Here is a 25,730-nt window from a genome sequence, read left to right as displayed (position 1 = left end):
GTGGCCGCCGGCGCGCCTCTGCCCGCGCCGGGTCATGCATTGCTGTAGTGATTCTGGTGCTGGTGCTAATACTGGTGCCAATTTTGTCGCGGGTGGTGTCGGGTTACGCTGCGCTAACCCGACCTGCCCCGACCTGCGGCCTTGCTTATGCTGCCAGTTTGTCGATCAGGCCCATCTCGCTGCTGGACATCAGCTTGTCGATGTCGACCAGGATCAGCATGCGCTCGTCGATGGTGCCCAGGCCGATCATGTAATCGGTGGAGAACGCGGTGCCCATTTCCGGCGCCGGTTTCACCTGTTCAGGCGTCAGGGTGGTCACGTCGGAGACGCTGTCGACCACCATGCCGACGATGCGGCCACCGATGTTCAGGATGATCACCACCGTGAACTGGTCGTACACGGGGGTGCCCAGCTTGAACTTGATGCGCATGTCGACCACCGGGATGATGATGCCGCGCAGGTTGATCACGCCCTTGATGAATTCGGGTGCGTTGGCGATGCGGGTGACCGCTTCGTAGCCGCGGATTTCCTGCACTTTCAGGATGTCGATGCCGTACTCTTCCGAGCCCAGGGTAAAAGCCAGGAATTCACGGCCGGCGATGTCCTTGCCGTCGCTGGTCTTGCTGGCGGATAGTTGTTGAGTATCTGACATGGTGGTTTTCCTATCTGTTATCGAGCGGTGTTACGAAAAAATATGGGACTCGTCGGCCAGCTGGCGCGACGAGCGGATCAGGGCGGCGACGTCGAGAATCAGCGAGACGCCGCCATCTCCCAGGATGGTGGCGCCGGAGATGCCCACCACTTTGCGGTAATTCGATTCGAGGTTTTTCACCACCACCTGCTGCTGGCCGACCAGGTCGTCGACGAACAGCGCCGCCTTGCGCCCTTCCGTTTCCAGGATCACGCAGATGCCTTCGGACGGACTGGTAAAGCGCGGCGCGATGTCGAACATCTGATACAAGGGAATCAGCGGCAGGTATTCACCGCGTACCTTGACCACCTGGCCCTTGCCACTGATATCCTTGATGTCCTCGACGGCCGGCTGCAGCGATTCGATCACGAAGCCCAGCGGCAGGATATACACTTCCTCGCCAACCCGGATCGACATGCCGTCGAGGATGGCCAGGGTCAGTGGCAGCGAAATCGAGATGGTGGTGCCGAAGCCCTTGGCCGAGCGGATGTCGACCACGCCGCCCATGGCGCTGATATTGCGCTTGACCACGTCCATGCCCACGCCGCGGCCCGACACGTCGGTGACCGCTTCGGCGGTGGAAAAGCCGGGCGCGAAAATCAGCTGCCACACTTCGGGGTCCGTCATCGTGTCGGACACGTCCATGCCCTGCTGCCGCGCCTTGGCCAGGATGCGTTCGCGATTGAGGCCGGCGCCATCATCGGATACTTCGATGATGATATTGCCGCCCTGGTGGCTGGCCGACAGGAACAAACGGCCCGCTTCGGACTTGCCGGCGGCCACGCGGGCGGCCGGCATTTCCACGCCATGGTCGATGCTGTTGCGCACCAGGTGCGTGAGCGGATCGACGATGCGCTCGATCAGGCCCTTGTCCAGTTCCGTCGCCGCGCCGTTGGTGATGAAATCGACCTTCTTGCCCAACTTGCCGGCCAGGTCGCGCACCATGCGCGGAAAGCGCGAGAACACGAAATCCATCGGCATCATGCGGATCGACATCACCGCTTCCTGCAGGTCGCGCGTATTGCGCGTCAGGTGGCCGACGCTGTCGAGCAGCTTTTCATGCAGCATCGGGTCGAGCGCGCCGGCGCGCTGTTCGATCATCGCCTGCGTGATCACCAGTTCGCCCACCAGGTTGATCAGCTGGTCGACCTTTTCGATCGACACGCGGATCGACGAGGACTCGGCGCCGGCCTTGTCGGCCTCTTTCTTGGCCGGTTTCTTCTCGACTTCGGCGTCGGCCGCCACCACCACCGGGGCGGTGGCGACGGTCGCCACGCTGGCAGCGTTGGCGCGGATCTGTTCGAGCGGCTGGAAGAAACCGTAGCCGCGCTCGGCATCGGTCTGCACACCGGCGGCGGCGCGGATCTCCTCGATCGGCTGGAAGAAGCCGTAGCCCTGCTCGGCCTCGGTCTTCAGCGCGCCGGGCGCGCCTGGCAGCGGGTCGAAAAAGCCGTAGCCCTGCGCCGCTTCCCGGGCCGCGCGCGCCGCTTCGGCGGTACTCGCCTCGCCCGGCGCCAGCGGCGGCGCCTGGGTGATCACCATGTCGTCCGGGTTCAGCACGAACGAGCAGATGGCCAGGATATCGTCCAGGCTTTCGTGGGTCGTCACTTCCAGCGCACTGCGTCCATCGGGCAGCACCGTCACGGCGACGTCGCCCAGCAGGCCCAGTTCGGCCGCCAGCGCATCGACTTCGCGCTGCTCCATCTGCGGCAACTCAAGCCGGAAGCGTTGGCCGCCGGCGTGGCTGACCGCGGCTTTTTCAGCCGTATGGAAGGCTGGCGCGACGGGCGTCAGGGCCGCCACCGGCACGTCCTGCGCGAACGACTGCAGCATCATGCGCACGTTGGCGACGGCGTCCTGGTCCACTTCCGAACCGAGACGATGGCCGTCGAGCTGCATCTTGAGAATGTCCTTGGCCGCCAGGAAGGCGTCGACGTGTTCGGCCGTCAGGGCCATCTGGCCCTGGCGGATACGGTCGAGCAGGGACTCGAGGATGTGCGTCACCTCGCTCATGTCAGACAGGCCGAACGTCGACGCGCCGCCCTTGACCGAGTGGGCGGTACGGAACACCGCATTGAGGTCCTCGGCGTCGGGCGCCGCAATATCGACGGCCAGCAGCAGCCGTTCCATTTCAGCCAGCAGTTCCTCGGCCTCATCGAAAAAGACCTGGAAAAACTGGCTAATATCGATGGTCATAGGGTGACTCCGTCAATTGCATCGTTGTGCTGCGCGGCTGGCATCAGCCGATCACCTTCTTGACCACTTCGATCAGGCGCTGCGGATCGAAGGGTTTGACCAGCCAGCCGTTGGCGCCGGCGGCGCGTCCTTTCGATTTCATTTCGTCGGACGACTCGGTCGTCAGCATCAGGATGGGCACCTTCTGGTAAGCCGGCAGCTCGCGCAGCAGCTTGATCAGCTCCAGGCCATCCATGCGCGGCATGTTCTGGTCCGTCAGTACCAGGTCCACGGTTTGCAGCTTGGCTTTTTCCAGTCCGTCCTGGCCGTCCACGGCCTCCACCACCTGATAGCCGGCGGCTTTCAGGCTGAACGCCACCATCTGGCGCAATGAGCTCGAATCGTCCACTGCAAGTATCGTCTTGGCCATCTTTGCTCCCACTAGTTCCGGGCGTCGTGCCCGGGTTATTTATTGAATTGATCCATGCAACCGCAAGTATTCCGCACTGGGCTAGAACAGCTCGATGTCGCCACTTTCCAGATGCTGCTGGCTGACAGCCTTGCGCAGCACGCTGCGCAGTTCCAGGCTCTGTATCGCCAGCGCCATGCTGACGCGCCCCAGCAAGGCCACGATTTCCTCGTTATCGCTCTCCGGCAGCATTTCGGCGCCGTGCTCGCCCAGGGTGCCGAGAAACTCGCGCAGGCCCGTCACCCGTTTCAGGGTGCGGTCGATCAGCTGGCTGGTCATGTCCTGGAACTGCATGCTGGTGATGGCGGCGTTGACATAGCCGCCCACCTCGTCCTGCAGCGCCAGCAGTTTTTCACGCTGTTCGGCCGGCGGCACGCCCCCGTCGAGCAGCAGGGCGATCGTGTCCTGCTGGGCGGACACGGCCGCATGGATGGCCATGAAGTTGAAGGAGAGGTTCTCGATCGCCTCTTCCAGCAAGATGCCCGTCTGCATCAGGTCGGTTTCCACCTCCGTCAGGTGCTTGCGGCCATGGTCCGACACACCGGACAACAGGCGCTTCACATGCGAGCCGAGTATTTTCTTTCTTGTCATAGAGATCTCATTGTTTTGCTTCGATGCGCACGCTGGCCATGCATGTCTATTTCTTTGCCGCCGCACCCGCCGCCAGCCCCGAGGAGATGGCGGCGGCCGCGTCGTTCACCGGCAGTTCGATCGCGGCGCCGTCGCGCAGCACGTTTTCTTCCGTGCGCTTGTTCATCACGATGATGCTGATGCGGCGGTTGATCGGATTGAAGGGGTCGAGCTTGTCAAGGTTGGCCGCCGAACCGAGGCCCACCACGCGCAGCACTTTTTCCTCCTTCATGCCGCCAATGACCAGTTCGCGCCGCGAAGCGTTGGCGCGGTCGGCCGACAATTCCCAGTTGCTGTAGCCGGCGTCGCTCATGTAGGGCGTCGAATCGGTGTGGCCCGACAGGCCGACCCGGTTCGGCACTTCGTTGAGCACGAAGCCGATGGCGTGCAGGATTTCCTTGGTATAGGGCTGCAGATTGGCGTTCGCCAGCGCAAACATCGGACGGTTCTGCTCGTCGACGATCTGGATGCGCAGGCCTTCACTGGTGATATCGAGCAGCAATTGGTTCTTGTATTTTTTCAGCAGCGGATTGGCGTCGATGGTGGCCTCGATGCGCGCCTTCAAGGCTTGCAGGCGCTTGCCCTCTTCGCGCTCGAGCGCGGCCTTGGCCGAATTGAGGTCGAACGACTTGCGCTGCTGTTCTTCCTGCGCCTTGCGCACCTGCCCGTCCTGGCGTGACAGATCCTGGCCGCCGCCCTGGATCACGGAATCGCTCTCGCCGCTACCCGAGCCGCCGGCCATCGCCACCTTCAGCGGCGTCTTGAAGAATTCGGAAATGCCGTTCAGGTCGCCCTTCGAGGTGGAGCCGAGCAGCCACATCAGCAGGAAGAAGGCCATCATGGCCGTCACGAAGTCGGCGTAGGCGATCTTCCACGCGCCGCCATGGTGGCCGCCGGCCACCTTCTTGATACGCTTGACGATAATCGGGCGCATGCCTTCATCGGCCATGGCGTCCCCCTTCTCTGTGCGGCGATAAACTCATGATGTGCAAACGTGACCTCACTGCTTACTTCGTTTTCGATTTCTTGATATGGTCTTCGAGTTCGTTGAAGGTCGGACGCTCGGTCGAGAACAGCACCTTGCGGCCAAATTCCACGGCCAGCGCCGGCGCATAGCCGTTCAGGCTGGCGAGCAGGGTCACTTTCACGCACTGGAACATCTTGCTCGACTCTTCCAGCTTCTGTTCGAGCAGGCTGGCCAGCGGCCCCACGAAGCCGTAGGCCAGCAGGATGCCGAGGAAGGTACCGACCAGCGCGTGCGCAATCAGCATGCCCAGTTCGGCCGGCGGCAGGCCCACCGATTCCATCGTGTGCACCACGCCCATCACGGCGGCGACGATACCGAAGGCCGGCAAGCCGTCGCCCACCTTGGCGATCACATGGGCCGGTACGGCGCCCTCGTGGTGGTGGGTTTCGATCTCGTTATCCATCAGGTTTTCGATCTGGAAGGCGTCCATATTGCCCGACACCATCAGGCGCAGGTAATCGGTCATGAATTCGACGATATGGTGGTCGGCCAGCACCGCCGGATACTTGGAAAACAGCGGGCTTTCCTGCGGGCTGTCGATATCGCCTTCGATCGACATCAGACCTTCCTTGCGCACCTTGCTGAGCACCTCGAACAGCAGCGACATCAGCTCCATGTACAGGTCCTTGGTGTAGCGCGAACCCTTGAACAGGCTGGGCAAGGCGGCGATGGTGGCCTTGATGGCCTTGTTGTTGTTGCCCACCAGGAAGGCGCCCGCCGCCGCACCGCCGATCATCAGCAGCTCCAGCGGCTGGAACAGGGCGGCAAGGTGACCGCCCGCCATCGCGAAGCCGCCAAATACCGAGGCGCAAACGATGATGTATCCGATTATGACTAACAAGTGCTGTGACTCCCAATGGTAGTATTCTGGCAAGCTTGCATGAAGACTAGCTACCATGGCACGCTGCGGCGGCGGTAACCGGAAGTAGATAGAAACGGCCACCATTTCAAGTCACATCCAGCAAAGTGCCGTGTGGAACTACAATAACGTGAGATTGTGCTGTCGGCAAGCAAATAACGCAGACAATTGCCTAAAAGCACCATACGTAAAGTAAAGGGCCACACTCTGTGGCGGCAATGGTCTTGTCGGGCGCGCGCGCGGCGATCCTGAATTCGTAACTAAGAAGCATACTCCCCGGCAACATTTGCTTTTCTGCCTGCAACCACAGCGCCGTCATCACGGCCGGCGACAGATAGGCGAACACCACATCGTAGCTTGCAAAGTCCAGCGCCACGTAGTCGCCGCGCACGAACCGCGCGCCGCTGGCGGACAGGCGCGCGCGCAGCCTGCTTGCCAGCCACGGCAGCGGCGCCAGTTCGATGCCCGTGAAGTGGCCATCGGGCCGGCGCCGCGCCAGGTCCAGCACCAGCCCGCCCAAACCGCTGCCGATATCGACCAGCCGCACGCCGGGGCGATCCACGATCAACTGCGCCACTTCGCGCCAGACGGCCGGCCCCGAAGGATAAAACGGCACCTGGGTGCGGAAGGTGGACCAGTACAGGCCCAGCAAAAAAACGAACACCAGCAGGAACAGCACCGGCGGCAAGTCCAGCGCGCCGGCCGCCAGCAGCGCCGGCGCGAACAACAGGGCGATCGCCCACCACCAGCGCGCCAGTCCGGCGCGCCAGCTGAGCAGCGCGGCAAGCACGCCCTGCAGCACGGCCACCGCCAGCCAGCTCATGCCGACGCCCGCGCGCGCCAGCAAATACACCAGGCCCAGCATCAGGGGAAAGGCCAGCGCCTGGATCAGGACGGCCTTGAGCGCGGGTGCGCGCAGGATTTGTTGCAGCATGGCGCCAGCGTTATTGGAAACAATGGTGGAAACGGCAGTATTGGCGGCGCAACACTATCCCGACTTTGCCTGACACGGCGGCCTCAGCCGGCATTGCCTGTCGGCGCCGCAATCGCTTCGTCGCGCGCTTTCCTGGTCTTGCCGGCACGCGAAGGCATGTGGCACAGGCCGCAGACATAATCGGCGTTCAGGTCGAGACAGTTGACGACAAACTTGCCGCCGCATTTGCCGCAGGTGGCCATGGCCAGCATCTTGCTGCTGAAAAAGCGTACGAGTGTCCAGGCGCGCGTCAGGGACAGCAGCGGTTCTTCGCCCGGTTCGGGAGGCATTTGTTCGAGATAGAGCTTGTAAGCCTTCATGACGGCTTCGATGCCGGTGGCGCCGGCGTGTTCCACGAGGAAGTGGTGGATATTGATGAACAGCGAGGAGTGGATGTTCGGTTGCCAGGTGATAAACCAGTCGGTGGAGAACGGCAGCATGCCTTTCGGTGGCGACACTCCTTTCAATTCCTTGTACAGGTTGAGCAGGCGTTCGCGCGACAGCGATACTTCGGTTTCCAGCAACTGCAGGCGGGCGCCCAGCTGTATCAACTCGATCGCAAGCTGTATTTCCTGTGCTTCCGAGACGACACTTTTCTTGGCCATGCGACTGCTCCCGTCTGATTGACTACGGGGTACAGTTTACACGATTTCTTCAACGCCCTGTCCGGCCATCAGGATGGCGGCGTGCGACTGCGCCAGCGAGCGGTCCTTGTTGTAGTTCGTCAGCATGCCCAGGATGGCGCTGTCATCGAAGCGGAAACGGGCCAGCATCATGTTGCCGCCAGCCAGTTTCAGGATCTGGGCATTGCTCATGCCCTCGATCAGTTCAGCGATTTCCGCCGATACGCCAAGACGGAAGATGGCCGTTACCTTGTCCGCGCGGATCATCTGCTGGGCCAGCATCAAGTAGCTCAGGTTAGCGTCGCGAATCTCGGCCATCATGTCGTTAGCAGTCATTTCCATCTCCTCAAACCGTTAAATTCTTCAACTGGAGCACTTCGTGTTTCCAGTGAGATACATTTTGCAGGAGCAACACGAAACAGCATAGAGGTGGGGCGCTGTATTTTTGGCCGGACAATAGAGGATGAGACCGTAGGTGTTTGTCTTACAAACACGGTACGATCATGGTCGCACGCCTGTAAAAGCGTGGAAGAGAGAGCGCTGAACAATCAAGTGTGATGACCTTCTGCAAGGAGGTGGCTATCGCTTTTTTACAACGGCTTGACTTGTATCAAAATACCTACACTGACTATTACGGCAGCGGCGGCGAGAACTTGAGGACTTTTTTAGAAATTTTCTGAAAAAGCCTTTATCTCTTCTTATGTAGTCTTTAACGACGCTTGCCATGGAAACTTTAGGGACTTTTGAACATTTTTTGAAAAAAGATGAAATTTCTGCGCCACGCCCGGCAAACCCCCTCTTTTGCTACTCCCGTGCGGCAGGAAAAAAGTCCAGGCCCGCCAGGACTTGCTACACTGCCGTTCCCGTTTGGCCTGCACGGCCAAGCCGATATCATGCAACGGAGACCAGTATCGACATGAAAGCCACCATGATTTCCCGACAAGATTGCCTTGCACGCGACCAAGACGACGCACTGGCGCCGCTGCGCGCCCAGTTCGACCTGCCGGCCGGCGTGATCTACCTCGACGGCAACTCGCTGGGCGCCCGTCCGAAAGCTGCCATGGCCCGCGCGCAGCAGGTGATCGCAGCCGAATGGGGCACGGACCTGATCCGCAGCTGGAACAGCAACGGCTGGTTTGACCTGCCCAAGCGGTTGGGCAACCTTTTGTCTCCGCTGCTCGGCGCGCTTGACGGCGAAGTCGTCATTACCGACACCACCTCCGTCAACCTGTTCAAGGCGCTGGCCGCCGCGCTGCGGATGCAGGCGGCGCACGCGGACCCGGCACGCGCGGCGCGGCGCATCATCGTCAGCGAGCGCAGCAACTTCCCGACCGACCTGTACATGGCGCAAGGCCTGGCGCAGTGGCTCGACCGCGGCTACCAGCTGCGCCTGGTCGAGGACCCCGCCGACCTGGCGCAGGCGATCGATGGCGACTGCGCCGTGGCCATGCTGACCCACGTGAACTACCGCAGCGGCTACCAGCACGACATGGCCGCCGTCAGCGCCCGCTGCCACGCGCAGGGCGCGCTGGCGCTGTGGGACCTGGCCCATTCGGCCGGCGCCGTGCCGCTGGACCTGAACGGCGATGGCGCCGACCTGGCTGTCGGCTGCACCTACAAATACCTGAACGGCGGCCCCGGCGCGCCGGCCTTTATCTGGGTGCCGAAACAGCACCAGGCGGCCTTCCGCCAGCCACTGTCGGGCTGGTGGGGCCATGGCGCGCCATTCGCCATGGAGCCGTCGTTCGTGCCGGCCGACGGCATCGCGCGCGCCCTGTGCGGCACCCAGCCCATCGTTTCGCTGGCGCTGGTCGAATGCGGCCTCGATATTTTTGCGCAGACCTCGATGGCCGCCATCCGCGCCAAGTCGCTGGCCCTGACCGACCTGTTCATCGCGCTGGTCGAGCAGCGCTGCGCCAGCCATCCACTCGGGCTGGTCACGCCACGCGAACATGCGCGGCGCGGCAGCCAGGCCAGCTTCACGCATCCGCATGGCTATGCCGTGATGCAGGCGCTGATCGCGCGCGGCGTGATCGGCGACTACCGCGAGCCGGCCATCATGCGCTTCGGCTTCACGCCGCTGTACACCAGCTTTGCCGATGTATGGGACGCGGTCGAGATCCTGCGCGAGATTCTCGACACGCAAGCCTACGATGTCGACGCCCGCCGCGACGCGGTGACCTGATTTTTGCAAAACGAGACCAGCACATGAACGATCAACCAATCACCAGCGGCTGCCCCATGCACGCTGGCGCCCGGGACGCGCAGTGGCACGGCGCGCAGATGGACTTCAGCGAGTCGATGAGCTATGGCGACTACCTGGCGCTGGACCGCATCCTGACGGCCCAGCATCCGCTGTCGCCGAACCACAATGAAATGCTGTTCATCGTGCAGCACCAGACCAGCGAACTGTGGATGAAGCTGATGCTGCACGAAATGCACGCCGTGCGCGCCAACCTGCAAAGCGGCGATTTGCCGCCGGCCTTCAAGATGCTGGCCAGGGTCGCACGCATCATGGACCAGCTGGTGCATGCCTGGGACGTGCTGGCCACCATGACGCCGCCCGAGTACACGGCGATCCGGCCGTATCTGGGCGCCTCGTCGGGCTTCCAGTCCTACCAGTACCGCGAGATCGAATTCATTTTGGGGAACAAGAACGCGGCCCTGCTGAATGTCCACACCACCGCGCCCGAACCGTACGCCGTGCTCGACGCGGCCCTGCGCGCGCCCTCGGTCTACGACGAATCGGTGCTGCTGCTGGCGCGCAGCGGCCTGCCGATTGCGGCCAGCCGCCTGAACGCCGACTGGACCTTGCCCACAGTCAGCGACGACTCGGTGAAGGCGGCCTGGCTGGCCGTGTACCGCGACCCGTCGAAATACTGGGCGCTGTACGAGCTGGCCGAAAAGCTGGTCGACCTGGAAACGGCCTTCCGCTTCTGGCGCTTCCGCCATGTCACCACGGTCGAGCGCATCATCGGCTTCAAGACCGGCACCGGCGGCACGGCCGGCGTGAGCTACCTGCGCAAGATGCTTGACGTGGTGCTGTTCCCGGAATTGTTCGCGCTGCGCACCGAACTGTGATCGGCACAGGGGCGCGCACGATAGGCGCGCATTTGCCCTATGGGAAGAAGTTAGGCAGTATCGATGCCTTTCCACCGTGTCAAACGCGCCTGTCATGCCGATCAACCACCTGCTATTGCCCTTGCTGCTCTGCTCCGCCCTCGCCCACGCACACTCCTCCGCCGCCTTCTACGCCGGCAAGGCCCTGGCCCACCCGGCCATCGCCGCTTCGCAGGACAGCGGCGCCGATCTCGCCTTTTTGAAAGAGAAGGACGGCGTCAACGGCTACTACTGCGAATGCGCGGGCCCGCGTCCGAAAACCTGGTTGCTCGACCAGTTCGGCCATGCCGTGATCCGCTCCGTGTTCTATGCGCCGCTGGACCGCGACGCCAGCCGGCAGACCATGCTGGTGCTGTTCCGCCGCTACGGCAAGAACGGCCTGCGCGCCTACCGCTACGACAAAAGCTCGGGCAAATACGAACGCCTGGGCGAACTGCAGCCGGCGCTCGACCGCATCGCCGCCAGCGGCTCGCCCAATGCCGGCACGGTCAAGGCGGCGCTGGGCCAGCTGGCGCCGCGCGACTACAGCGTCAAGCGGGGAAAAAGCGGCAATGCCGACTTCGACGCCGTCGACCACACGCAAGGCACGCTCGTCGGCTACTACAGCGGGGATGGCAGGCCGGTGGCGGCCGGCGACAAGGACGCCATCAGCTACAAGAAAACCTTCCGGCAAAAAGGCACGCTGTTCCTCACCGCCAGCTATACCCTGTACAGCGACGCCGGCGCCGGCGAGCTGCCCAATTACAGGCTGTGGCGCATGGCGTGGGAAAGCGCGCCGCAGCAGTTCACGGGCAGCGAGGACGGCGCCGCCATCGTCTACAGCCTGGCCTGGGACGACGGCTCGGTGGTCGAGCGCGGCCAGTATCTGCAAGGCCGGCGCGAGGGCTTGTGGGTGCGCGAAGGCATGCATGAAGGCATGGAGAAAGGCCGCTATGCGAACGGCTTGCGCGAGGGCGTCTGGCACCTGGAAAGCCCGAAACAGGTCGCGGACGGCCAGTACCGCGCCGGCCAGCGCGAAGGCCGCTGGACGATCATCAATTATGCCGATGCAGAGGAAGTGACGGGCTTTGATACCTATGCGGGGGACCGGCTTGAGGGCCCGTCCGAACGCCTGATCGGTGGCAAAGGCGGCACGGTGCAGGCGCGCGGCAATTACGTCAACGACATGCGCCAGGGGCCATGGATACTGGCGGACGAGGAAGGCAGTTTCGTCGATGGCCTGCGCGACGGGCCGTGGATCTTGAAGCGCAAGGCGGGCGCCACCCTGCGCGTCAGTTTCGTGAAGGGCAAGAAGCATGGCGAAGCCAGGGAGACCGACGCCAACGGCGCGCTGCGCCTGCGCGAACACTATGCGATGGATGTGCTCGAAGGCGAACGCACGCGCTACCTGCCGGACGGCGCGATGGTCTACCAGGCGGCATTTCGCGCCGGACAGCTCGACGGGCGTGAACGCGCCTGGGACGACAACCAGGTGCTGCGCCTCGACACCCAGTGGGACAACGGCAGGAAACACGGCATGGATGCGCGCTACTACCCCAGCGGCAAGCCGGAACGCCTGACCGTGGTCGAAGGCGGCCGGCTGGCGGCGCACCTGCGCGAGTACGCCGAAGACGGCACCCTGATCAACGATATCCACCGCTGCAGCTTTAGCGAATACGGCCAGCAGCGCGATGATGTGTGCGACTACCACCGCCTGAACTTCGCCAGCGGCAAGCCGCAATACGATTACCAGTTCCAGTTCGGCCAGCGCCAGGAGGGCCGCTCCTGGTATGCCAGCGGCCAGGTGATGGACGAACTGCTGGTCGACCGCGCCAAGGACACCTCGGTGTACAACACGTATTTTGAAAGCGGCCAGCTCAAGTGCACGGAGCCGCGCCGTGGCCACAGCAAGCGCACCGTCAACGGCAAGGTGGTGCTCAGCTACGCCTCGGCCGACCGCGACGGCGACGCCATCTGCTATCACCCGAACGGCAAGATGGCCAGCATCCGCAGCTATCGCCAGCGCATCGCCGTCGATTGCGGCAAACAGTTCGACGATACGGGCAAGCAGATTTCGCCGGGGCCGGAAGGCTGCCCGGCGCCCAGAAAAGTCCCTTTCGTATTTGGAGCATAACGATGGAACAGACCAGCTTGACGATACACAATCCGGACCGGATCGACGCGTCCACCATCAATGCGGCCGTCGCCGCCGGCCGGCAGGTGCTGGTGCAGTTCGACACCCTGGGCGAGCCGGAACCGCTGCTGCCGGCGCTCGACCGTCTCGCCGCCACCCATGGCACGGCCCTGACGATCCGCATCTACGGCTACGATCCCCGGGTTTTTGACGCCCGCATGCTGCGCGCGCTGCCGCATGTGGCCAGCCTGGCCATCGACTGCCACCGCAATGCGCTGCACCTGGAAACGCTGGGCGAGCTGCGCCACCTGAGGCGTTTGGACCTGGGCGTGTACGAGCTGGCGCAAACCGACATCCTGCAGCTGGACAAGCTGCATGACCTGGAATACCTGCACCTGGGCGAGAGCGCCAAAAACAATGTCGACCTGGCGCCGCTGCGTCATTACACGCAGCTCTCCGCCCTGGCGATCGAGGGCCATGCCACGCGGATCGACACGCTGGCCAGCCTGCCGGCGCTGACGCGATTGTCGCTGTACCGGATGAAAAACAAGGTGGCGCTCGATTTCGTGTCCGGCATCGCGCAGCTGGAACACCTGCTGCTGCAACTGGGCGGGCGCGTATCGATCAGCGAAGTCGATGCGCCACAGCTGACGAAACTGGAAGTGCTGCGCGTGCGCGGGCTGGAAGACCTGGGCGACCTGGCCCGCTTTCCGCTGCTGCGCCAGCTGTGGGTGGAAGACCAGGTCAAGCTGACGCAGCTTGACCTGCGTGGCAACGGGCGGCTGGAACGGCTGCATCTGCTGACCTGCAAGGCATTGGCGCAGCTGACCGGCCTGGCGTCGCTGGCGGCGCTGCGGCAGTTGTCGGTGTCCGAAACCGGACTCGATATCGAGGCGCTGCTGGCGCAGGGGCTGCCGGCGGCGCTGACCGAGGTGCGCCTGCGAACCGGCAAGGTCAAGCGCGATGCGGAGATTGCGGCGCTGCTGGCACTGGCTGGCCATGGTGGCGTCGGGTTACGCGCGCAGCGCTAACCCGACCTACCGGCGGTCGGCTACCAGTTTTTTTTCCCACAGCGCGACGTCGATCATCACGCCGTCAAACCCGGTATTGCGGATATACACGCGGTAGCTGCCTTGCCCCAGGTCGCCGTGCAGGTAGGCGGTGCGCTCGTTGCGCTGCAAACGGGCGCCCTTGATGGTCTTGCGGTACAGCTCGACCACGCTGTCGAAACTGGCATAGCTGCGCAGCGCCACTTCCAGGTCGCGCGGCGGGCGGCCTTCCGCTTCGTCCAGCAGATTGTGCTGCTTCTTGCCCCTCAATGCCGGCGGGAAGGCGAACACGCCGGCGCCCGACGAGGTGAGCACGGTCGATTTATCGAGCAGCAAGGGCAGCAGCGCGGACGGAAAGCCCGACGGCAATTGCGCGCGGTTCCAGCCCGGCAGCACCGGCTGCGACAGCACATATTCGACGCTGGCGATCTTTTGCCCGTCGCTGCCCGCTTCGTCGTCGGCGGCGATCAGCGCCAGCATCGGCGGCAATTTCCTGGCCCAGGCCAGCAGTGGCGCGGCCTCGCCTACCAGCATGCCCTTGCGGTGAAACACCGTCAGCACGGCTTGCGGATCGGGCTTGCAGACTTTGGCCAGGGGCTGGCCCTGCAGGCGGCAATGGCCATTGACCAGGCCAAAGGCAATGATGACGCCGCGTTTGTCGAGCAGCATGGCGCCCCGTTCACGGCCCTGCTTGCGGTCGTTCATGGAGGCGAGCAGCACGCGCCCGTCGGCCAGCACGGTGCGCGTCACCTCGCGCCGTTCGCTGAGCGCTTCGATGGCCTGCTCGAGCAGCAGGCCATCGTCGTCGGTATAGCTGCCGCGCGCATAGCCGAAGAAATCGAACAGCGCGGCGCGCACCTGCGGCTCGTCGCTCAGGCGCGGCAAGGGACCGGCCGGCAGCACAATGGCCGGCGCCGCAGGCACCCTGCTTGCCGGCGCCGTGTTCTTCGCCAGCGAGATGGCCGGCATGGCCGCGCAGGCGGTCCATAACAGCAGGCCGCCAAGGCGGCGATAAGTCGATAAAGTGTTCATGATTCTGTTTGCCCAGGGTCTACCCGTGAATGCGGCCACGCTTGGCACGTCGGCGATTCTAGCATGGTGGCGTCAACCGGCCCGGCGCGCGCCGCTGCGCCGCTCCAGCACACGCCCGCCCAGCACGCCCAGCCAGCTGGCGCCGGCCGCCGCCGCGCTGTAATACAGTGCCCGCCACGGATGCTCGGGCAGGAAGCACGCCAGTATCGCCAGCGCCAGCGCCACGCACAGCAGCGGCTTGATGCGCCCGTGCGGCAGCAGCACCAGCAACAGGTTGGCGCCCGCCACCGCATAAAACAGCAGCGCCAGGGTCAAGGCGCCCACCACGCCGCTGGCCGGCAGCGCACCCCACCAGTGTTCACGCACGGCAAAGCCCAGCCACAGCAGCAGCAGGAACAGCACGCAGGCCAGGGCGTGAGCGGCCAGGCTGGCCAGCAGGCGCTGTTTCATTGCGGCCCCGGCACCGGCTGCAGCACTGCCCGCACGGCGCGCAACAGGCGCGGCAACAGCGCCGCCGCATCGGTTTCGCCACGCAGCGCCGCCGCGTCGATCATGCCGCGGCACAGCGCGACCAGGTCGGCGGCAAGCGTGGCGCTGCCGGCCACGCCATGGCGCGCCAGCACGGCCGCCAGTTGCCGGTCCAACGCCTGGCGCAGCACCGTATCTTCCTGGTGCATGGCCAGCGACGCTGGCACGTATTCGAGCGCCAGCGCCAGCGCGGGCCGGCCGAACTGGTGCCGCAATCCTGCGGCGATGCACTGCTCGATCGCCGGCGCCAGGCTGGCTGCCGTCTCGGTGGCCTGCCGCACCTCGCGCAGCAGCTGCGCGCGCTCGCGGCGCAGCAGTTCGGCCAGCAATGCTTCTTTCGACGGAAAATACTGGTACAGCGAGCCGATGCTGAAGCCGGCCCGCTCGGCCACATGGTTGGTGGTCAGCGCGGCCCAGCCGCGCGTTTCGATAATGCGAGCAGCCGCCTCGACCATCGCCGCCACGGCGGCAATCGATCGGGCCTGCGACGGGCGCTTGCGCGGTTCTGCGTGGCTTGCGGCGGCGATGGAAGGGACCATGAATGCGAGTAGTGGGCAAGTGAGCTTGCCCGTATTCTAAACGCTTCCGGGGCCTGCCTCCCCGCCACCACGAGAACACCATGACCAGCTACCAGTTGCTGTTGATAATCCACGTCGCCGCCGCCATCGCCTTTGTCGGCCCCCTGCTGCTGGCGCCACGCCTGCTGCACCTGCTGCGCAATGACGCCGGCCGCGCCACCTTGCACATCCTGCACCGGCAGATCGGCATTGCGGGCTGGATCTTGCTGCTGGGCGGCGTGGTGCTGCTGCACCAGCTGCACTGGGCCTGGCTGCAGACCGGCTGGATGCGGCTGTCGCTGGCGCTGTTCGTCGGCGTGCAGGCCATCGATCACCTGTGGGCCGACCGCGAAGAAAAACAACTTGAAAATGAGCTCGCGCGCTCGCCCACGCGGCTGAAGAGCTGGCTGGTGATCAAGGTGACGGTGTTCCTGATCATCTGCGCGCTGATGGTGAGCAAGCCAGCCTTCGTTGCCTGAACGGCGAGAACGCCTGCCTGAAAAAAAAGCCGGCCCTTTCATCACAAAAGGACCGGCTTGGCCACATGCACCGCGGCGTGGCGGCGCGTGCTTATTTCGCTGAATTGAGCAGCAATTCGTTCAGGCGCTTGACGAAACTGGCCGGGTCGGCCAGCGAACCGCCTTCGGCCAGCAAGGCCTGGTCGAACAGGATATTGGCCCAGTCGCCGAACTTGCCGCCTTCGGCATCTTCATATTTCAGACGCGTTACCAGCGGGTGGTTCGGGTTGATCTCCAGAATCGGCTTCGATTCCGGCGCGCTCTGGCCGGCCGCTTTCAGCATGCGCAGCAGGTTGCCCGACAGTTCATTCTCGTCGGCCACCAGGCAGGCTGGCGAATCGGTCAGGCGGAACGTCACGCGCACATCCTTGGCCTTGTCAGCGAGCGCCGTCTTCATCTTGCCAACCAGCTCGGCGTACGAGGTTTCGGTTTCTTCGTGCTCTTTCTTTTCCGCTTCGTCTTCCAGCGCGCCCAGGTCCAGGCCGCCCTTGGCCACCGACACCAGTTCCTTGCCTTCGAAGTCCTGGATAAACGACAGCATCCATTCATCGACGCGGTCGGTCAGCAGCAGCACTTCGACGCCTTTTTTACGGAAGATTTCCAGGTGCGGGCTGTTTTTCGCGGCGGCGTAGTTGTCGGCCGTGACGTAATAAATCTTGTCCTGGCCTTCCTTCATGCGCGCCACGTAGTCGGCGAACGAGGTGACCTGCTCGTCGCTGTCGTTGGCGGTCGAAGCAAAGCGCAGCAGCTTGGCCAGGCGTTCCTTGTTGGCCGCGTCTTCGCCGATGCCCTCTTTCAGGACCTGGCCAAATTCCTTCCAGAACGTGACGTACTTGTCCTTCTTTTCCTGCTCGTCGGCGTTGGCCAGTTCTTCCAGCATGCCCAGCACGCGCTTGGTCGAGCCTTCGCGGATCACCTTCACGTCGCGCGACTCCTGCAGGATTTCACGCGACACGTTCAGCGGCAGGTCGGACGAATCGATCACGCCTTTGACGAAGCGCAAATAGGTCGGCATCAGCTGCTCGGCGTCGTCCATGATGAAGACGCGCTTGACGTACAGCTTGATGCCGCCGCGCTTGTTGCGGTCCCACATGTCGAACGGCGCCTTGGCCGGGATGTACAGCAGCTGCGTGTATTCGCTGCGCCCTTCGACGCGGTTGTGCGTGTGCGTCAGTGGCGCCTGGAAGTCGTGCGAGACGTGCTTGTAGAATTCCTCGTACTGTTCCGGCGTGATCTCGGACTTGCTGCGAGCCCACAGCGCGCTGGCCTGGTTGACCGTTTCCAGGTCGTCCTTGACCACGGTTTCCTTCTTCTCGTCGTCCCATTCCTCTTTCCGCATCACGATCGGCAGCGAGATATGGTCCGAGTATTTGCGGATGATGGACTTGATCTTCCAGCTCGACAGCAGTTCGTCTTCGCCTTCGCGCAGGTGCAGGATGATGTCGGTGCCGCGACCGTTTTTTTCGATCGTCTCGATGCTGTAGTCGCCTTCGCCGGCCGACTCCCAGCGCACGCCTTCGGACGCATCGGCGCCGGCGCGGCGGGTGTCGACGGTGATCTTGTCGGCCACGATAAAGCCCGAATAGAAGCCCACGCCGAACTGGCCGATCAGGGCCGCGTCCTGCTGCTGGTCGCCCGACAATTTGCCGAAGAATTCCTTGGTACCCGACTTGGCGATGGTGCCCAGGTGCGAGATCGCCTCGTCACGGGTCATGCCGATGCCGTTGTCGGAAATGGTGATGGTGCGCGCTTCCTTGTCGAAGCTGACCTTGATTTTCAGTTCATGATCGTTGCCATACAGCGCGTCATTGTCGATCGCTTCGAAGCGCAATTTATCAGCCGCGTCGGAGGCGTTCGAGATCAGTTCGCGCAGGAAGATTTCCTTGTTCGAGTACAGCGAATGGATCATCAGATGCAGCATCTGCTTGACTTCGGTCTGGAAACCCAGTGTTTGCTTTTCGGAGACAGCCATGTTTACCTCATAGTCTTGTGAATGGGACGAGTGTCAGAGAATTGGGGATGGCGGCGGCGATTTCAAGATGCCAACATGCAAATATTCTCGGTACCCAGCTGTCAGGGCCTGAATTTGAAACAGCTCTGACCGGCATGCCTGATTCATCTGGATCGGCGTTGATGCCGGAATGTGGCCCAATACACAGGCGACCCTAATGCCGTTCGGTTAGTGTCAATAGGCTCCCGGTAAAGCTGCAAAACGGATTAAAACCCCAGTCGCCCGCACAGGAACCCCGGGCCAAGCGAGCCTGAAAAATGTCGAGGGCAAGGCGCAGCGACGAAGACAGTACGCATCTACGGCGAGGAGCTGCAACGCCGCCATCGGCATTTTCTCAGGCTCGCGTTTCCGGCCCGCCATTTTTACGTTGGTAAGCCTTCGCATTTACATGCGTCAGACAGCTTAACTGAACGAGAGTACATATTTATTCATTTCCAGCAGCTGCTCGAAGGTAAAGGTCGCATCCGAGATGCCAACGGTAGAAAAACCCAGGTTGCCCATCGAAACGCTGGCCGACACGAAGCTGCTATGCCTCGGCACCCAGCGCGCGATCGAAAAAATCCCACACCCGCTCTTCCTGCACCGTTGCCAGGTTCAGCCGCATATGGGTCGACGGCAGCTGGCGCGGCGAAAACAGGCTGCCGGGGCCCAATACCAGCCCTTCGGCCAGCGCCTGTTCGGCCAGCACACTGGTGTCGCGGCCCGTATCGGCCCAGACAAACATACCCGCCTGGGCCGGTTCGAAGCGCAGGCCGGCGCGTTCCATGCGCCGATACGTCGGCTCGCGCACCTGGTCGAGGCGCGCGCGCAGGCGTTCGGCATGCTTGCGGTACAGGCCCTGCGACAGAATCTTGTAGACCACGCGCTCGCCGATATCGCTGCTGGTGAGCGTGGCCAGCATCTTGCGGTCGGCCAGGCGCTGCGCCCGTTCCGGCGAGGTCGCGATAAAACCCACGCGCAGGTTGGCCGCCAGGCTTTTTGAAAAACCGCCGAGGTAGATCACGCGGCGCAGCTGGTCCAGCGCGGCCAGGCGCGTGGCCGGCTGCGTCGTGCTGGCGGCGCCGGGGTGCATGTCGCAATAAATATCGTCTTCGACCACCAGGAAGTCATGCTGTTCGGCCAGGCGCAGCACCTGGTAAGCCTTGGCGGCCGACAAGGAGGTCGAGCTGGGATTATGCAGCACCGAATTGATCACATACAGCTTCGGGCGGTGCACGGCCGCCAGCCGTTCCAGCACGGCGATATCGGGACCGTCCTTCAAGCGCGGGATGCCGATCACCTGCATGCCCATGGCGGCAAAGGCGCCGAACATCAGCCAGTAGGCGGGATCGTCGACAAAGATGGTATCGCCGGGACGGGCGAACTCGCGCGCCACCAGGTCCAGCGCCTGCATCACGCCCACGGTGGTGACGATCTGCTCGGGCGGGCAGGCGATTTCCAGGCCGGCCAGCTTGATCTGCAGTTGCTGGCGCAGCGGCAGGAAGCCCTGCGGCAGGCCATAGCTGATCATCGATGCGCCGCTCTGGCGGCTGACATCGCGCAGCGCGCGCGCCACCAGATCGCCATCGAGCCATTCGGGCGGCAGCATGCCCGAGCCGGGCGCGGCCTGGCCGGGCGCCTGGCGGAACATATTGCGGATCAGCCAGACCACGTCCATCGGCTGCGGCGCGCCGGGCGCCGCGGTGGCTGGCGGCAGCGGCGTGTGCAGCGCCGCGCGTTCGCGCACGTAAAAGCCGGCGCCGCGCCGCGATTCGAGGTAGTCGCGCGCCACCAGCTTGTCGTAGCTGGCGACGATGGTGGCGCAGGAGACCTGCAGGCTGGCCGCGCACTGGCGGATCGACGGCATGCGCGCGCCGCCGCGCAGCAGCTTGTCGTCGATCCGCGCGGCCAGCGAGCGCACGATCTGGTCGATCAGGGTTTCGCCCGCGCCGCGCGCGAGCAAATGGAGCAAGGCAGCCGGTGTATTGTTCATGCGACCATTACAGTATTAAAAAGTATGCAGCAAAGTGTATTTGTACTGTACTGCTACCACGCCTAGCATAGCACTGACTTCCACTTCATGAGCAGGAAAACCCATGCCGACCACCACCTCCCTCGCCACCACCCTGCCCCGCCTCGGCGACGACCGCAAGGGCCTGCTGCTGGGCTTGATCGCCGTGACAATGTTCAGCCTGACCCTGCCGTTCACGCGGCTGGCGGTGGCGGAACTGCCGGCCATCTTCGTGGCGCTGGGCCGCGCACTGGTGGCGGCCGGCCTGGCGGCGCTGTGGCTGTGGCATCAGCGGGCCGCACCGCCCCATCGCGGCCAGTGGCTGCCGCTGGCGCTGGTGGCGGCCGGCTGCGTGATCGGTTTTCCACTGCTGACTTCGCTCGCCATGCGCAGCCTGCCGGCCGCGCACGGCGCCGTGCTGGTCGGCATCCTGCCACTGGCCACGGCCGTCTTTGCCGTCTTGCGCGGCAAGGAGCGCCCCTCGCCGGCCTTCTGGCTGATGGCCGTGACGGGTACGGCGCTGGTGGTGGCCTTCGCGCTGCGCCAGGGTGGCGGCAGCTTTCATGCGGCCGACTGGCTGATGTTCGCCGCCGTGCTGCTGGGTGCGCTTGGCTATGCCGAAGGCGGGCGCCTGGCGCAAGCCATGCCAGGCCAGCAGGTGATCTGCTGGGCGCTGGTGCTGGCCGCGCCGTTCGTGCTGCCGGTGGTGCTATGGCATGCCTGGCCGCAGCGCACGCTGCTGGCCCAGGCCAGCGTGCAGGCCTGGGGCGGCTTTGCCTATATCTCGGTGTTTTCCATGCTGATCGGCTTTTTCTTCTGGTACCGCGGCATGGCCCTCGGTGGCGTGGCGCGGGTGGGCCAGACGCAGCTGCTGCAGCCGTTTCTGACCCTGCTGGGCGCGGCCGTGCTGCTCGGCGAGCCGCTGGCGAGCGACAGCCTGCTGTTTGCCGGCGCCGTGATCGCGGTGGTGGCGGCCGGGCGCAAGCTGAAATAAGGCGAGGCTGGGCAGCGGCCCGCAGCAACCGCGCTGGCTGGAGCGGGGTGAAACATCTGATCAGGCGACCAGGGCTGCCTTGAAGATCTCCACCACCTGCTCCTGCGTGGCGGTGCGCGGGTTGGTGGCCTGGCAGGCGTCCTTCCTGGCATTGACGGCCATGGCTTCAAGATCCTTTTCCAGCACGCCCAAGGCGGTGAGATTTTGGGGGATGCCCACATCGCGCGCCAGCCGCCGGATGGCGTCGATGGCTTTCTCGGCGGCGGCAATGGTGGACAAGCCGCTGGTGTTTTCCCCCAGAGCTTGCGCAATGTCGGCATAGCGCTGTGGGCAGGCAATCAGATTGAAGGCGCACACCTCGGGCAGAAGCACGGCATTACAAACACCATGGGGCAGGTTGTAGAAGCCGCCCAGCTGGTGCGCCATGGCGTGCACGTAGCCCAGGCTGGCGCTGTTGAAGGCCATTCCCGCCAGGTACTCGGCGTAGGCCATCTTGTCGCGCGCTTGCACATTGGTGCCGCGGGCCACGGCCGGTCGCAGCCACTCGGCGATCAGGACGATGGCTTGCAGGGCGCAGGCGTCGGTGATGGGCGTGGCAATCGTGGACACATATGCTTCGATGGCATGCGTCAGGGCGTCCATGCCGGTTGCGGCGGTCAGGCTGGCCGGCATGTCGACCATCAGCAGCGGATCGTTGATGGCGATATCGGGCGTGCAGCGCCAGTCCACCAGCGCCATCTTCACATGCGTATCGGTGTTGGTAATGATGCAAAAGCGCGTCATCTCCGCGGCGGTGCCTGCCGTGGTGTTGACGGCCAGGAACGGCGGCATGGGTTTGGTCGTCTTGTCCAGGCCTTCGTAGTCGCGGATGTGGCCGCCATTGCCGATCACCATGCCGATGCCCTTGCCGCAGTCGTGCGCACTGCCGCCGCCCAGCGTCACGATGGCGTCGCAGGCGTGGGCCTGGTATAGCGCCACGCCGTCGTGCACGTTGCGGTCGGTGGGGTTGGGCTCGGCCCCGCCAAATACCGTCACCTTGATGCCTGCCGCTTCCAGCATGTGCGTAACTTTTTCCGCCAGGCCCAGGCGCACCATGCCTGCGTCGGTGCACAGGAAGGCGTGACGGGCCCCCAGCGACCTGGCTTGCGGGCCGATTTCCTTGGCGCAGCCCACCCCCATCAACGCCACGGTCGGCGTAAAGAATCCAAATGTTTGTTCAACAACTGACATAGTCGTCTCCAGTGCGATAGTTTTAAATCCCGTGAGGGGCGGTTGCACTTTAGGATCGCTCCCCGTTTGTTTCAATGACCTGGATCAATAAACGACGGCTCTGTCGTGATAAGGCGGCGCCCGGGCGCAAGCTGAGACAAGACGCGCCAGCGGCCACCATGGGCATGCGGGCAAGTCCGTCGTACAATAGCCGGGCAGTTTGGGCGGTGCCTATCCGGTGGCGCCCGTACAAGGCCGCCACAAGCGGACCATACAACCAGCCGGCGCAGCTCGGCATCTTCCGTGAGACACGCATGAAAATTGAGAACCCGAATCCGATCCAGTGGCGCTTTGCCGAACGCGCGGAACAGCTGCAAAGCTCGTTCATCCGCGAAATCCTGAAAATCACGCAGCGCCCCGAGATCATCTCCTTTGCCGGCGGCCTGCCGTCGCCCGCCACCTTCCCGGTCGGCGAAATGAAGGCGGCCTTCGACAAGGTGCTGTCGAACAACGGCAAGGTGGCGCTGCAATACGGCCCGACCGACGGCTACCTGCCGCTGCGCCAGTGGATCGCCGATTCCCTGTCGACCGCCAGCAGCGTGATCGCGCCGGAACAGGTCTTGATGACGTCGGGTTCGCAGCAGGCGCTGGACTTGCTGGGCAAGGTGCTGATCGACGAAGGCAGCCGCGTGCTGGTCGAAACCCCGAGCTACCTGGGCGCGCTGCAGGCGTTTTCCGTGTACCGTCCGCAGTTCATGTCGGTCGACACCGATGACGAAGGCCTGGTGCCGTCGTCGGTCGATCCGGTCGCCGACGGCGCGCGCCTGCTGTATGCGCTGCCGAACTTCCAGAACCCGACCGGCCGCAGCCTGTCGGTGGCGCGCCGCATGGAACTGGTGGAAACCTGCGCCCGCCACGGCCTGCCGCTGATCGAAGACGATCCTTACGGGGCCCTGAGCTACAGCGGCGAGCCGTATCCGAAGATGCTGAACATGAATCCGGACGGCGTGATCTACATGGGCTCGTTCTCGAAAGTGCTCACGCCCGGCATCCGCCTGGGCTACGTGGTGGCGCCGCCGCCACTGGTGCGCCGCCTGGAACTGGCCAAGCAGGCGGCCGACCTGCACACCTCGCAACTGACACAGATGGTGGTGCATGAGGTGATCAAGGACGGCTTTCTGGAGCAGCATATTCCGAAAATCCGCACCCTGTACGGCGACCAGTGCCAGGCCATGCTGCAGGCGCTGCAAGAACACTTCCCGGCCGGCGTGACGTGGACCCGGCCCGAAGGCGGCATGTTTATCTGGGTCACCCTGCCCGGGCATATCGACGCCATGGCCCTGCTCGACGAAGCAATCGCCCAGCAGGTCGCCTTCGTTCCCGGCGCGCCGTTCTACGCCAACGCGCCCGAAACCAATACCCTGCGCCTGTCGTTCGTGACGGTGCCGCCAGAGCGTATCCGTGAGGGCATCGCCATCCTGGGCAAACTCATCGCCGCCAAGCTGTAAGCGACTTGCAACATGCCCGCCGCCCTGTCCGGGCTGCGGGCATAGCATTATTACAATGATTTCCGCAACACAAAGCTTAGATTTTTCACCAAACAAATTGCCGAAGCGGTATGATCTGTATCAAAGTGTAACTTTAATATCAGGTCAGATTCCTGTGGCATCGCTGGCCTGTGCTACCCATCAGATAGAGGCCGGCAGCAATGAGTCCAGGCAGCATGGCATATGCGCAACGTCGCGTAGCCGCGATATTGATCGTTGATGATGCGCCGGCCAACCTGGAGCTGCTGCGCAAATTGATGAGCGAACAAGGCTACCAGGTCTACGTGGCCCTATCTGGAGAGCGAGCGCTCGCTATTGCCGAGCGCGCCCAGCCCGACCTGATCCTGCTCGATGTGGTGATGCCCGACATGGACGGTTTCGAAACCTGCCACCAGCTCAAGCAAAATCCGCTGACGCGGCGCATCCCCGTCATCTTCATGAGCGCCAGGACCGGCACCGACGACGTGGTGGCCGGCTTCGACATCGGCGCCGTCGACTATATCGGCAAGCCGCTGCGCATGCCCGAAGTGTGCGCCCGCGTGCGCGCGCAGCTGCAAATGCGCAGCAACAGCAACACCCAGGAAGAACAGGCCGAACGCCTGCGCACCATCGTCAACCACATGGCCGAAGGCTTGCTGATCATCGAGGCCGACGGCCGCATCCAGTACACCAATCCCGCCTGCGACCACTATCTGGGCTACCGCGAAAACGAGCTGGCCGGCCGCTCGATCGCCGAGCTGCTCAGCCCCATCGTGGCGCAGGAATATCTCGATTATTTCACCATGCATGCGGCCAACCCCGATACCGCGCACCAGCACGGCACGCGCGAAGTGGCGATCCGCCACCGCGACGGCAAGATGCTGAGCATGGACCTGGCGCTGACGCCCATGTATTTGCGCCAGCCGCTGTTTATCGGCCTGCTGCACGATATCACCCACCACAAGCAGTCCGAAGACGCGCTGCAGCGCGCCGCCTACCTGGACCCGCTGACAAAAATCGCCAACCGCCGCCATTTCGACAATTTCCTGGACAAAGAATGGCAGCGCGCCGTGCGCAATGGCGGCGTGCTGTCGCTGGTGGTGCTCGACGTCGACCATTTCAAGCTGTACAACGACAGCCTGGGCCACCCTGCCGGCGACACTTGCCTGCAGCAAGTGGCGCAAGCAATCGACAGCCACGCCTGCCGCGCCGGCGACCTGGCGGCCCGCTACGGCGGCGAGGAATTCGTGATGCTTTTTTCGGAAACCGAAGCGGCAAGCGCGATGCTGCTCGCCGAAACCATCCGCACCCATATCGAAGCGCTGCACCTGCCCCACCCGCGCTCCAGCACCTCCCCCTGGATCACCGTCAGCATCGGCGTCGCCACCATCCGCCCCCACCAGCTCGACAGCCGCGAAACCCTGTTCGTCGCCGCCGACCGGGCGCTGTATGTCGCCAAGGAAGAAGGCCGCAACCGGGTCCGCGCGACCCATTCGGGCAGTACGGCGTGGGAGACGGTCAAGGCGCTGGTGCTGCGCTAGAAGAAGAAGAAGAAGAAGAAGAAGAAGAAGAGCACAAACACAGGACGCGCACCCAAGACCCATGAAAAAGGCCAAGGCCGCCAGCAAAGGCTCTC

General features: G+C 63.7%; 23 protein-coding genes. 8 read left to right on the top strand and 15 right to left on the bottom strand.

Annotation, left to right across the window (positions count from 1 at the left end):
* Positions 1-145 precede the first annotated feature (145 nt).
* The 9 genes from ASR47_RS03695 to flhD form a co-directional block, all read right to left on the bottom strand.
* Positions 146-652 (bottom strand): chemotaxis protein CheW, encoded by a 507-nt coding sequence (locus tag ASR47_RS03695; protein ID WP_065306418.1) that lies wholly within the window; start codon positions 650-652, stop codon positions 146-148.
* A gap of 30 nt (positions 653-682) precedes the next feature.
* The gene (gene cheA / locus ASR47_RS03690; RefSeq protein ID WP_065306417.1) at positions 683-2,887 is read right to left on the bottom strand and encodes a chemotaxis protein CheA; all 2,205 of its coding nucleotides are present in this window, start codon (positions 2,885-2,887) and stop codon (positions 683-685) included.
* A gap of 43 nt (positions 2,888-2,930) precedes the next feature.
* On the bottom strand, positions 2,931-3,296 hold the full coding sequence (locus ASR47_RS03685; protein ID WP_065306416.1) for a response regulator: 366 nt from the start codon (positions 3,294-3,296) through the stop codon (positions 2,931-2,933).
* A gap of 81 nt (positions 3,297-3,377) precedes the next feature.
* The gene (locus ASR47_RS03680; protein ID WP_065306415.1) at positions 3,378-3,926 is read right to left on the bottom strand and encodes a chemotaxis protein; all 549 of its coding nucleotides are present in this window, start codon (positions 3,924-3,926) and stop codon (positions 3,378-3,380) included.
* 46 nt (positions 3,927-3,972) lie between these two features.
* The gene (motB, locus tag ASR47_RS03675; RefSeq protein WP_065306414.1) at positions 3,973-4,914 is read right to left on the bottom strand and encodes a flagellar motor protein MotB; all 942 of its coding nucleotides are present in this window, start codon (positions 4,912-4,914) and stop codon (positions 3,973-3,975) included.
* 58 nt (positions 4,915-4,972) lie between these two features.
* Entirely contained in the window at positions 4,973-5,833 is an 861-nt protein-coding gene (gene motA / locus ASR47_RS03670) for a flagellar motor stator protein MotA (protein WP_065306413.1), read from the bottom strand.
* A gap of 190 nt (positions 5,834-6,023) precedes the next feature.
* Positions 6,024-6,785, bottom strand: a complete 762-nt coding sequence (locus ASR47_RS03665) for a class I SAM-dependent methyltransferase (protein ID WP_065306412.1) — start codon at positions 6,783-6,785, stop codon at positions 6,024-6,026.
* 83 nt (positions 6,786-6,868) lie between these two features.
* Positions 6,869-7,429 carry a flagellar transcriptional regulator FlhC gene (gene flhC / locus ASR47_RS03660; RefSeq protein ID WP_065306411.1) on the bottom strand — a complete coding sequence of 187 codons (561 nt, stop codon included), beginning with the start codon at positions 7,427-7,429 and terminating at the stop codon, positions 6,869-6,871.
* 36 nt (positions 7,430-7,465) lie between these two features.
* Positions 7,466-7,783 (bottom strand): flagellar transcriptional regulator FlhD, encoded by a 318-nt coding sequence (flhD, locus tag ASR47_RS03655; protein WP_065306444.1) that lies wholly within the window; start codon positions 7,781-7,783, stop codon positions 7,466-7,468.
* Positions 7,784-8,375: 592 nt separating this feature from the next.
* Here flhD and kynU point away from each other — a divergent pair.
* The 4 genes from kynU (at position 8,376) to ASR47_RS03635 (ending at position 13,711) form a co-directional block, all read left to right on the top strand.
* Positions 8,376-9,632, top strand: coding sequence for a kynureninase (gene kynU / locus ASR47_RS03650; protein WP_065306443.1), 1,257 nt, complete (start codon positions 8,376-8,378; stop codon positions 9,630-9,632).
* A gap of 23 nt (positions 9,633-9,655) precedes the next feature.
* Positions 9,656-10,528 (top strand): tryptophan 2,3-dioxygenase, encoded by an 873-nt coding sequence (kynA, locus tag ASR47_RS03645; protein WP_082988725.1) that lies wholly within the window; start codon positions 9,656-9,658, stop codon positions 10,526-10,528.
* A 94-nt stretch (positions 10,529-10,622) separates the two neighbouring features.
* On the top strand, positions 10,623-12,680 hold the full coding sequence (locus ASR47_RS03640; protein ID WP_065306409.1) for a toxin-antitoxin system YwqK family antitoxin: 2,058 nt from the start codon (positions 10,623-10,625) through the stop codon (positions 12,678-12,680).
* Positions 12,681-12,682: 2 nt separating this feature from the next.
* On the top strand, positions 12,683-13,711 hold the full coding sequence (locus tag ASR47_RS03635) for a leucine-rich repeat domain-containing protein (RefSeq protein ID WP_065306408.1): 1,029 nt from the start codon (positions 12,683-12,685) through the stop codon (positions 13,709-13,711).
* A 6-nt stretch (positions 13,712-13,717) separates the two neighbouring features.
* Here ASR47_RS03635 and ASR47_RS03630 read toward each other — a convergent pair whose 3' ends face one another.
* The 3 genes from ASR47_RS03630 to ASR47_RS03620 all read right to left on the bottom strand — a co-directional run bounded on the left by ASR47_RS03630 (position 13,718) and on the right by ASR47_RS03620 (position 15,828).
* Complete coding sequence (locus ASR47_RS03630) at positions 13,718-14,761, bottom strand: hypothetical protein (RefSeq protein WP_150127680.1); 1,044 nt, start codon at positions 14,759-14,761, stop codon at positions 13,718-13,720.
* A 72-nt stretch (positions 14,762-14,833) separates the two neighbouring features.
* The gene (locus ASR47_RS03625; RefSeq protein ID WP_065306406.1) at positions 14,834-15,211 is read right to left on the bottom strand and encodes a hypothetical protein; all 378 of its coding nucleotides are present in this window, start codon (positions 15,209-15,211) and stop codon (positions 14,834-14,836) included.
* Positions 15,208-15,828: a TetR/AcrR family transcriptional regulator gene (locus tag ASR47_RS03620; protein ID WP_065306405.1), complete on the bottom strand. Its 621-nt coding sequence runs from the start codon at positions 15,826-15,828 to the stop codon at positions 15,208-15,210. The genes ASR47_RS03625 and ASR47_RS03620 overlap by 4 nt, the downstream gene beginning before the upstream one ends.
* Positions 15,829-15,908: 80 nt before the next feature.
* On the opposite strand from ASR47_RS03620, the gene ASR47_RS03615 reads away from it, so the two are divergent.
* On the top strand, positions 15,909-16,325 hold the full coding sequence (locus tag ASR47_RS03615) for a hypothetical protein (RefSeq protein WP_065306404.1): 417 nt from the start codon (positions 15,909-15,911) through the stop codon (positions 16,323-16,325).
* A 91-nt stretch (positions 16,326-16,416) separates the two neighbouring features.
* On the opposite strand, the gene htpG is transcribed toward ASR47_RS03615, so the two are convergent.
* On the bottom strand, positions 16,417-18,336 hold the full coding sequence (htpG, locus tag ASR47_RS03610; protein WP_065306403.1) for a molecular chaperone HtpG: 1,920 nt from the start codon (positions 18,334-18,336) through the stop codon (positions 16,417-16,419).
* A 565-nt stretch (positions 18,337-18,901) separates the two neighbouring features.
* Positions 18,902-20,347 carry an aminotransferase-like domain-containing protein gene (locus ASR47_RS03605; RefSeq protein WP_065306402.1) on the bottom strand — a complete coding sequence of 482 codons (1,446 nt, stop codon included), beginning with the start codon at positions 20,345-20,347 and terminating at the stop codon, positions 18,902-18,904.
* A gap of 103 nt (positions 20,348-20,450) precedes the next feature.
* Between ASR47_RS03605 and ASR47_RS03600 the strand changes: the two genes are divergently transcribed.
* Positions 20,451-21,359, top strand: coding sequence for a DMT family transporter (locus ASR47_RS03600; RefSeq protein WP_065306401.1), 909 nt, complete (start codon positions 20,451-20,453; stop codon positions 21,357-21,359).
* 60 nt (positions 21,360-21,419) lie between these two features.
* Here ASR47_RS03600 and ASR47_RS03595 read toward each other — a convergent pair whose 3' ends face one another.
* The gene (locus ASR47_RS03595; protein WP_065306400.1) at positions 21,420-22,589 is read right to left on the bottom strand and encodes an iron-containing alcohol dehydrogenase; all 1,170 of its coding nucleotides are present in this window, start codon (positions 22,587-22,589) and stop codon (positions 21,420-21,422) included.
* 293 nt (positions 22,590-22,882) lie between these two features.
* Here ASR47_RS03595 and ASR47_RS03590 point away from each other — a divergent pair, with 293 nt between their 5' ends.
* Positions 22,883-24,076, top strand: coding sequence for an aminotransferase-like domain-containing protein (locus tag ASR47_RS03590; protein WP_065306399.1), 1,194 nt, complete (start codon positions 22,883-22,885; stop codon positions 24,074-24,076).
* Positions 24,077-24,291: 215 nt separating this feature from the next.
* Positions 24,292-25,635, top strand: coding sequence for a diguanylate cyclase (locus tag ASR47_RS03585; RefSeq protein ID WP_150127679.1), 1,344 nt, complete (start codon positions 24,292-24,294; stop codon positions 25,633-25,635).
* Positions 25,636-25,730 lie beyond the last annotated feature (95 nt).

The organism is Janthinobacterium psychrotolerans, from assembly GCF_001677885.1.
In the GTDB taxonomy this organism is placed as follows: Bacteria; Pseudomonadota; Gammaproteobacteria; order Burkholderiales; family Burkholderiaceae_D; genus Janthinobacterium; species Janthinobacterium psychrotolerans.
Note: the sequence above shows the minus strand (reverse complement) of the source record. Positions and strands in the feature narration are given on the sequence as shown.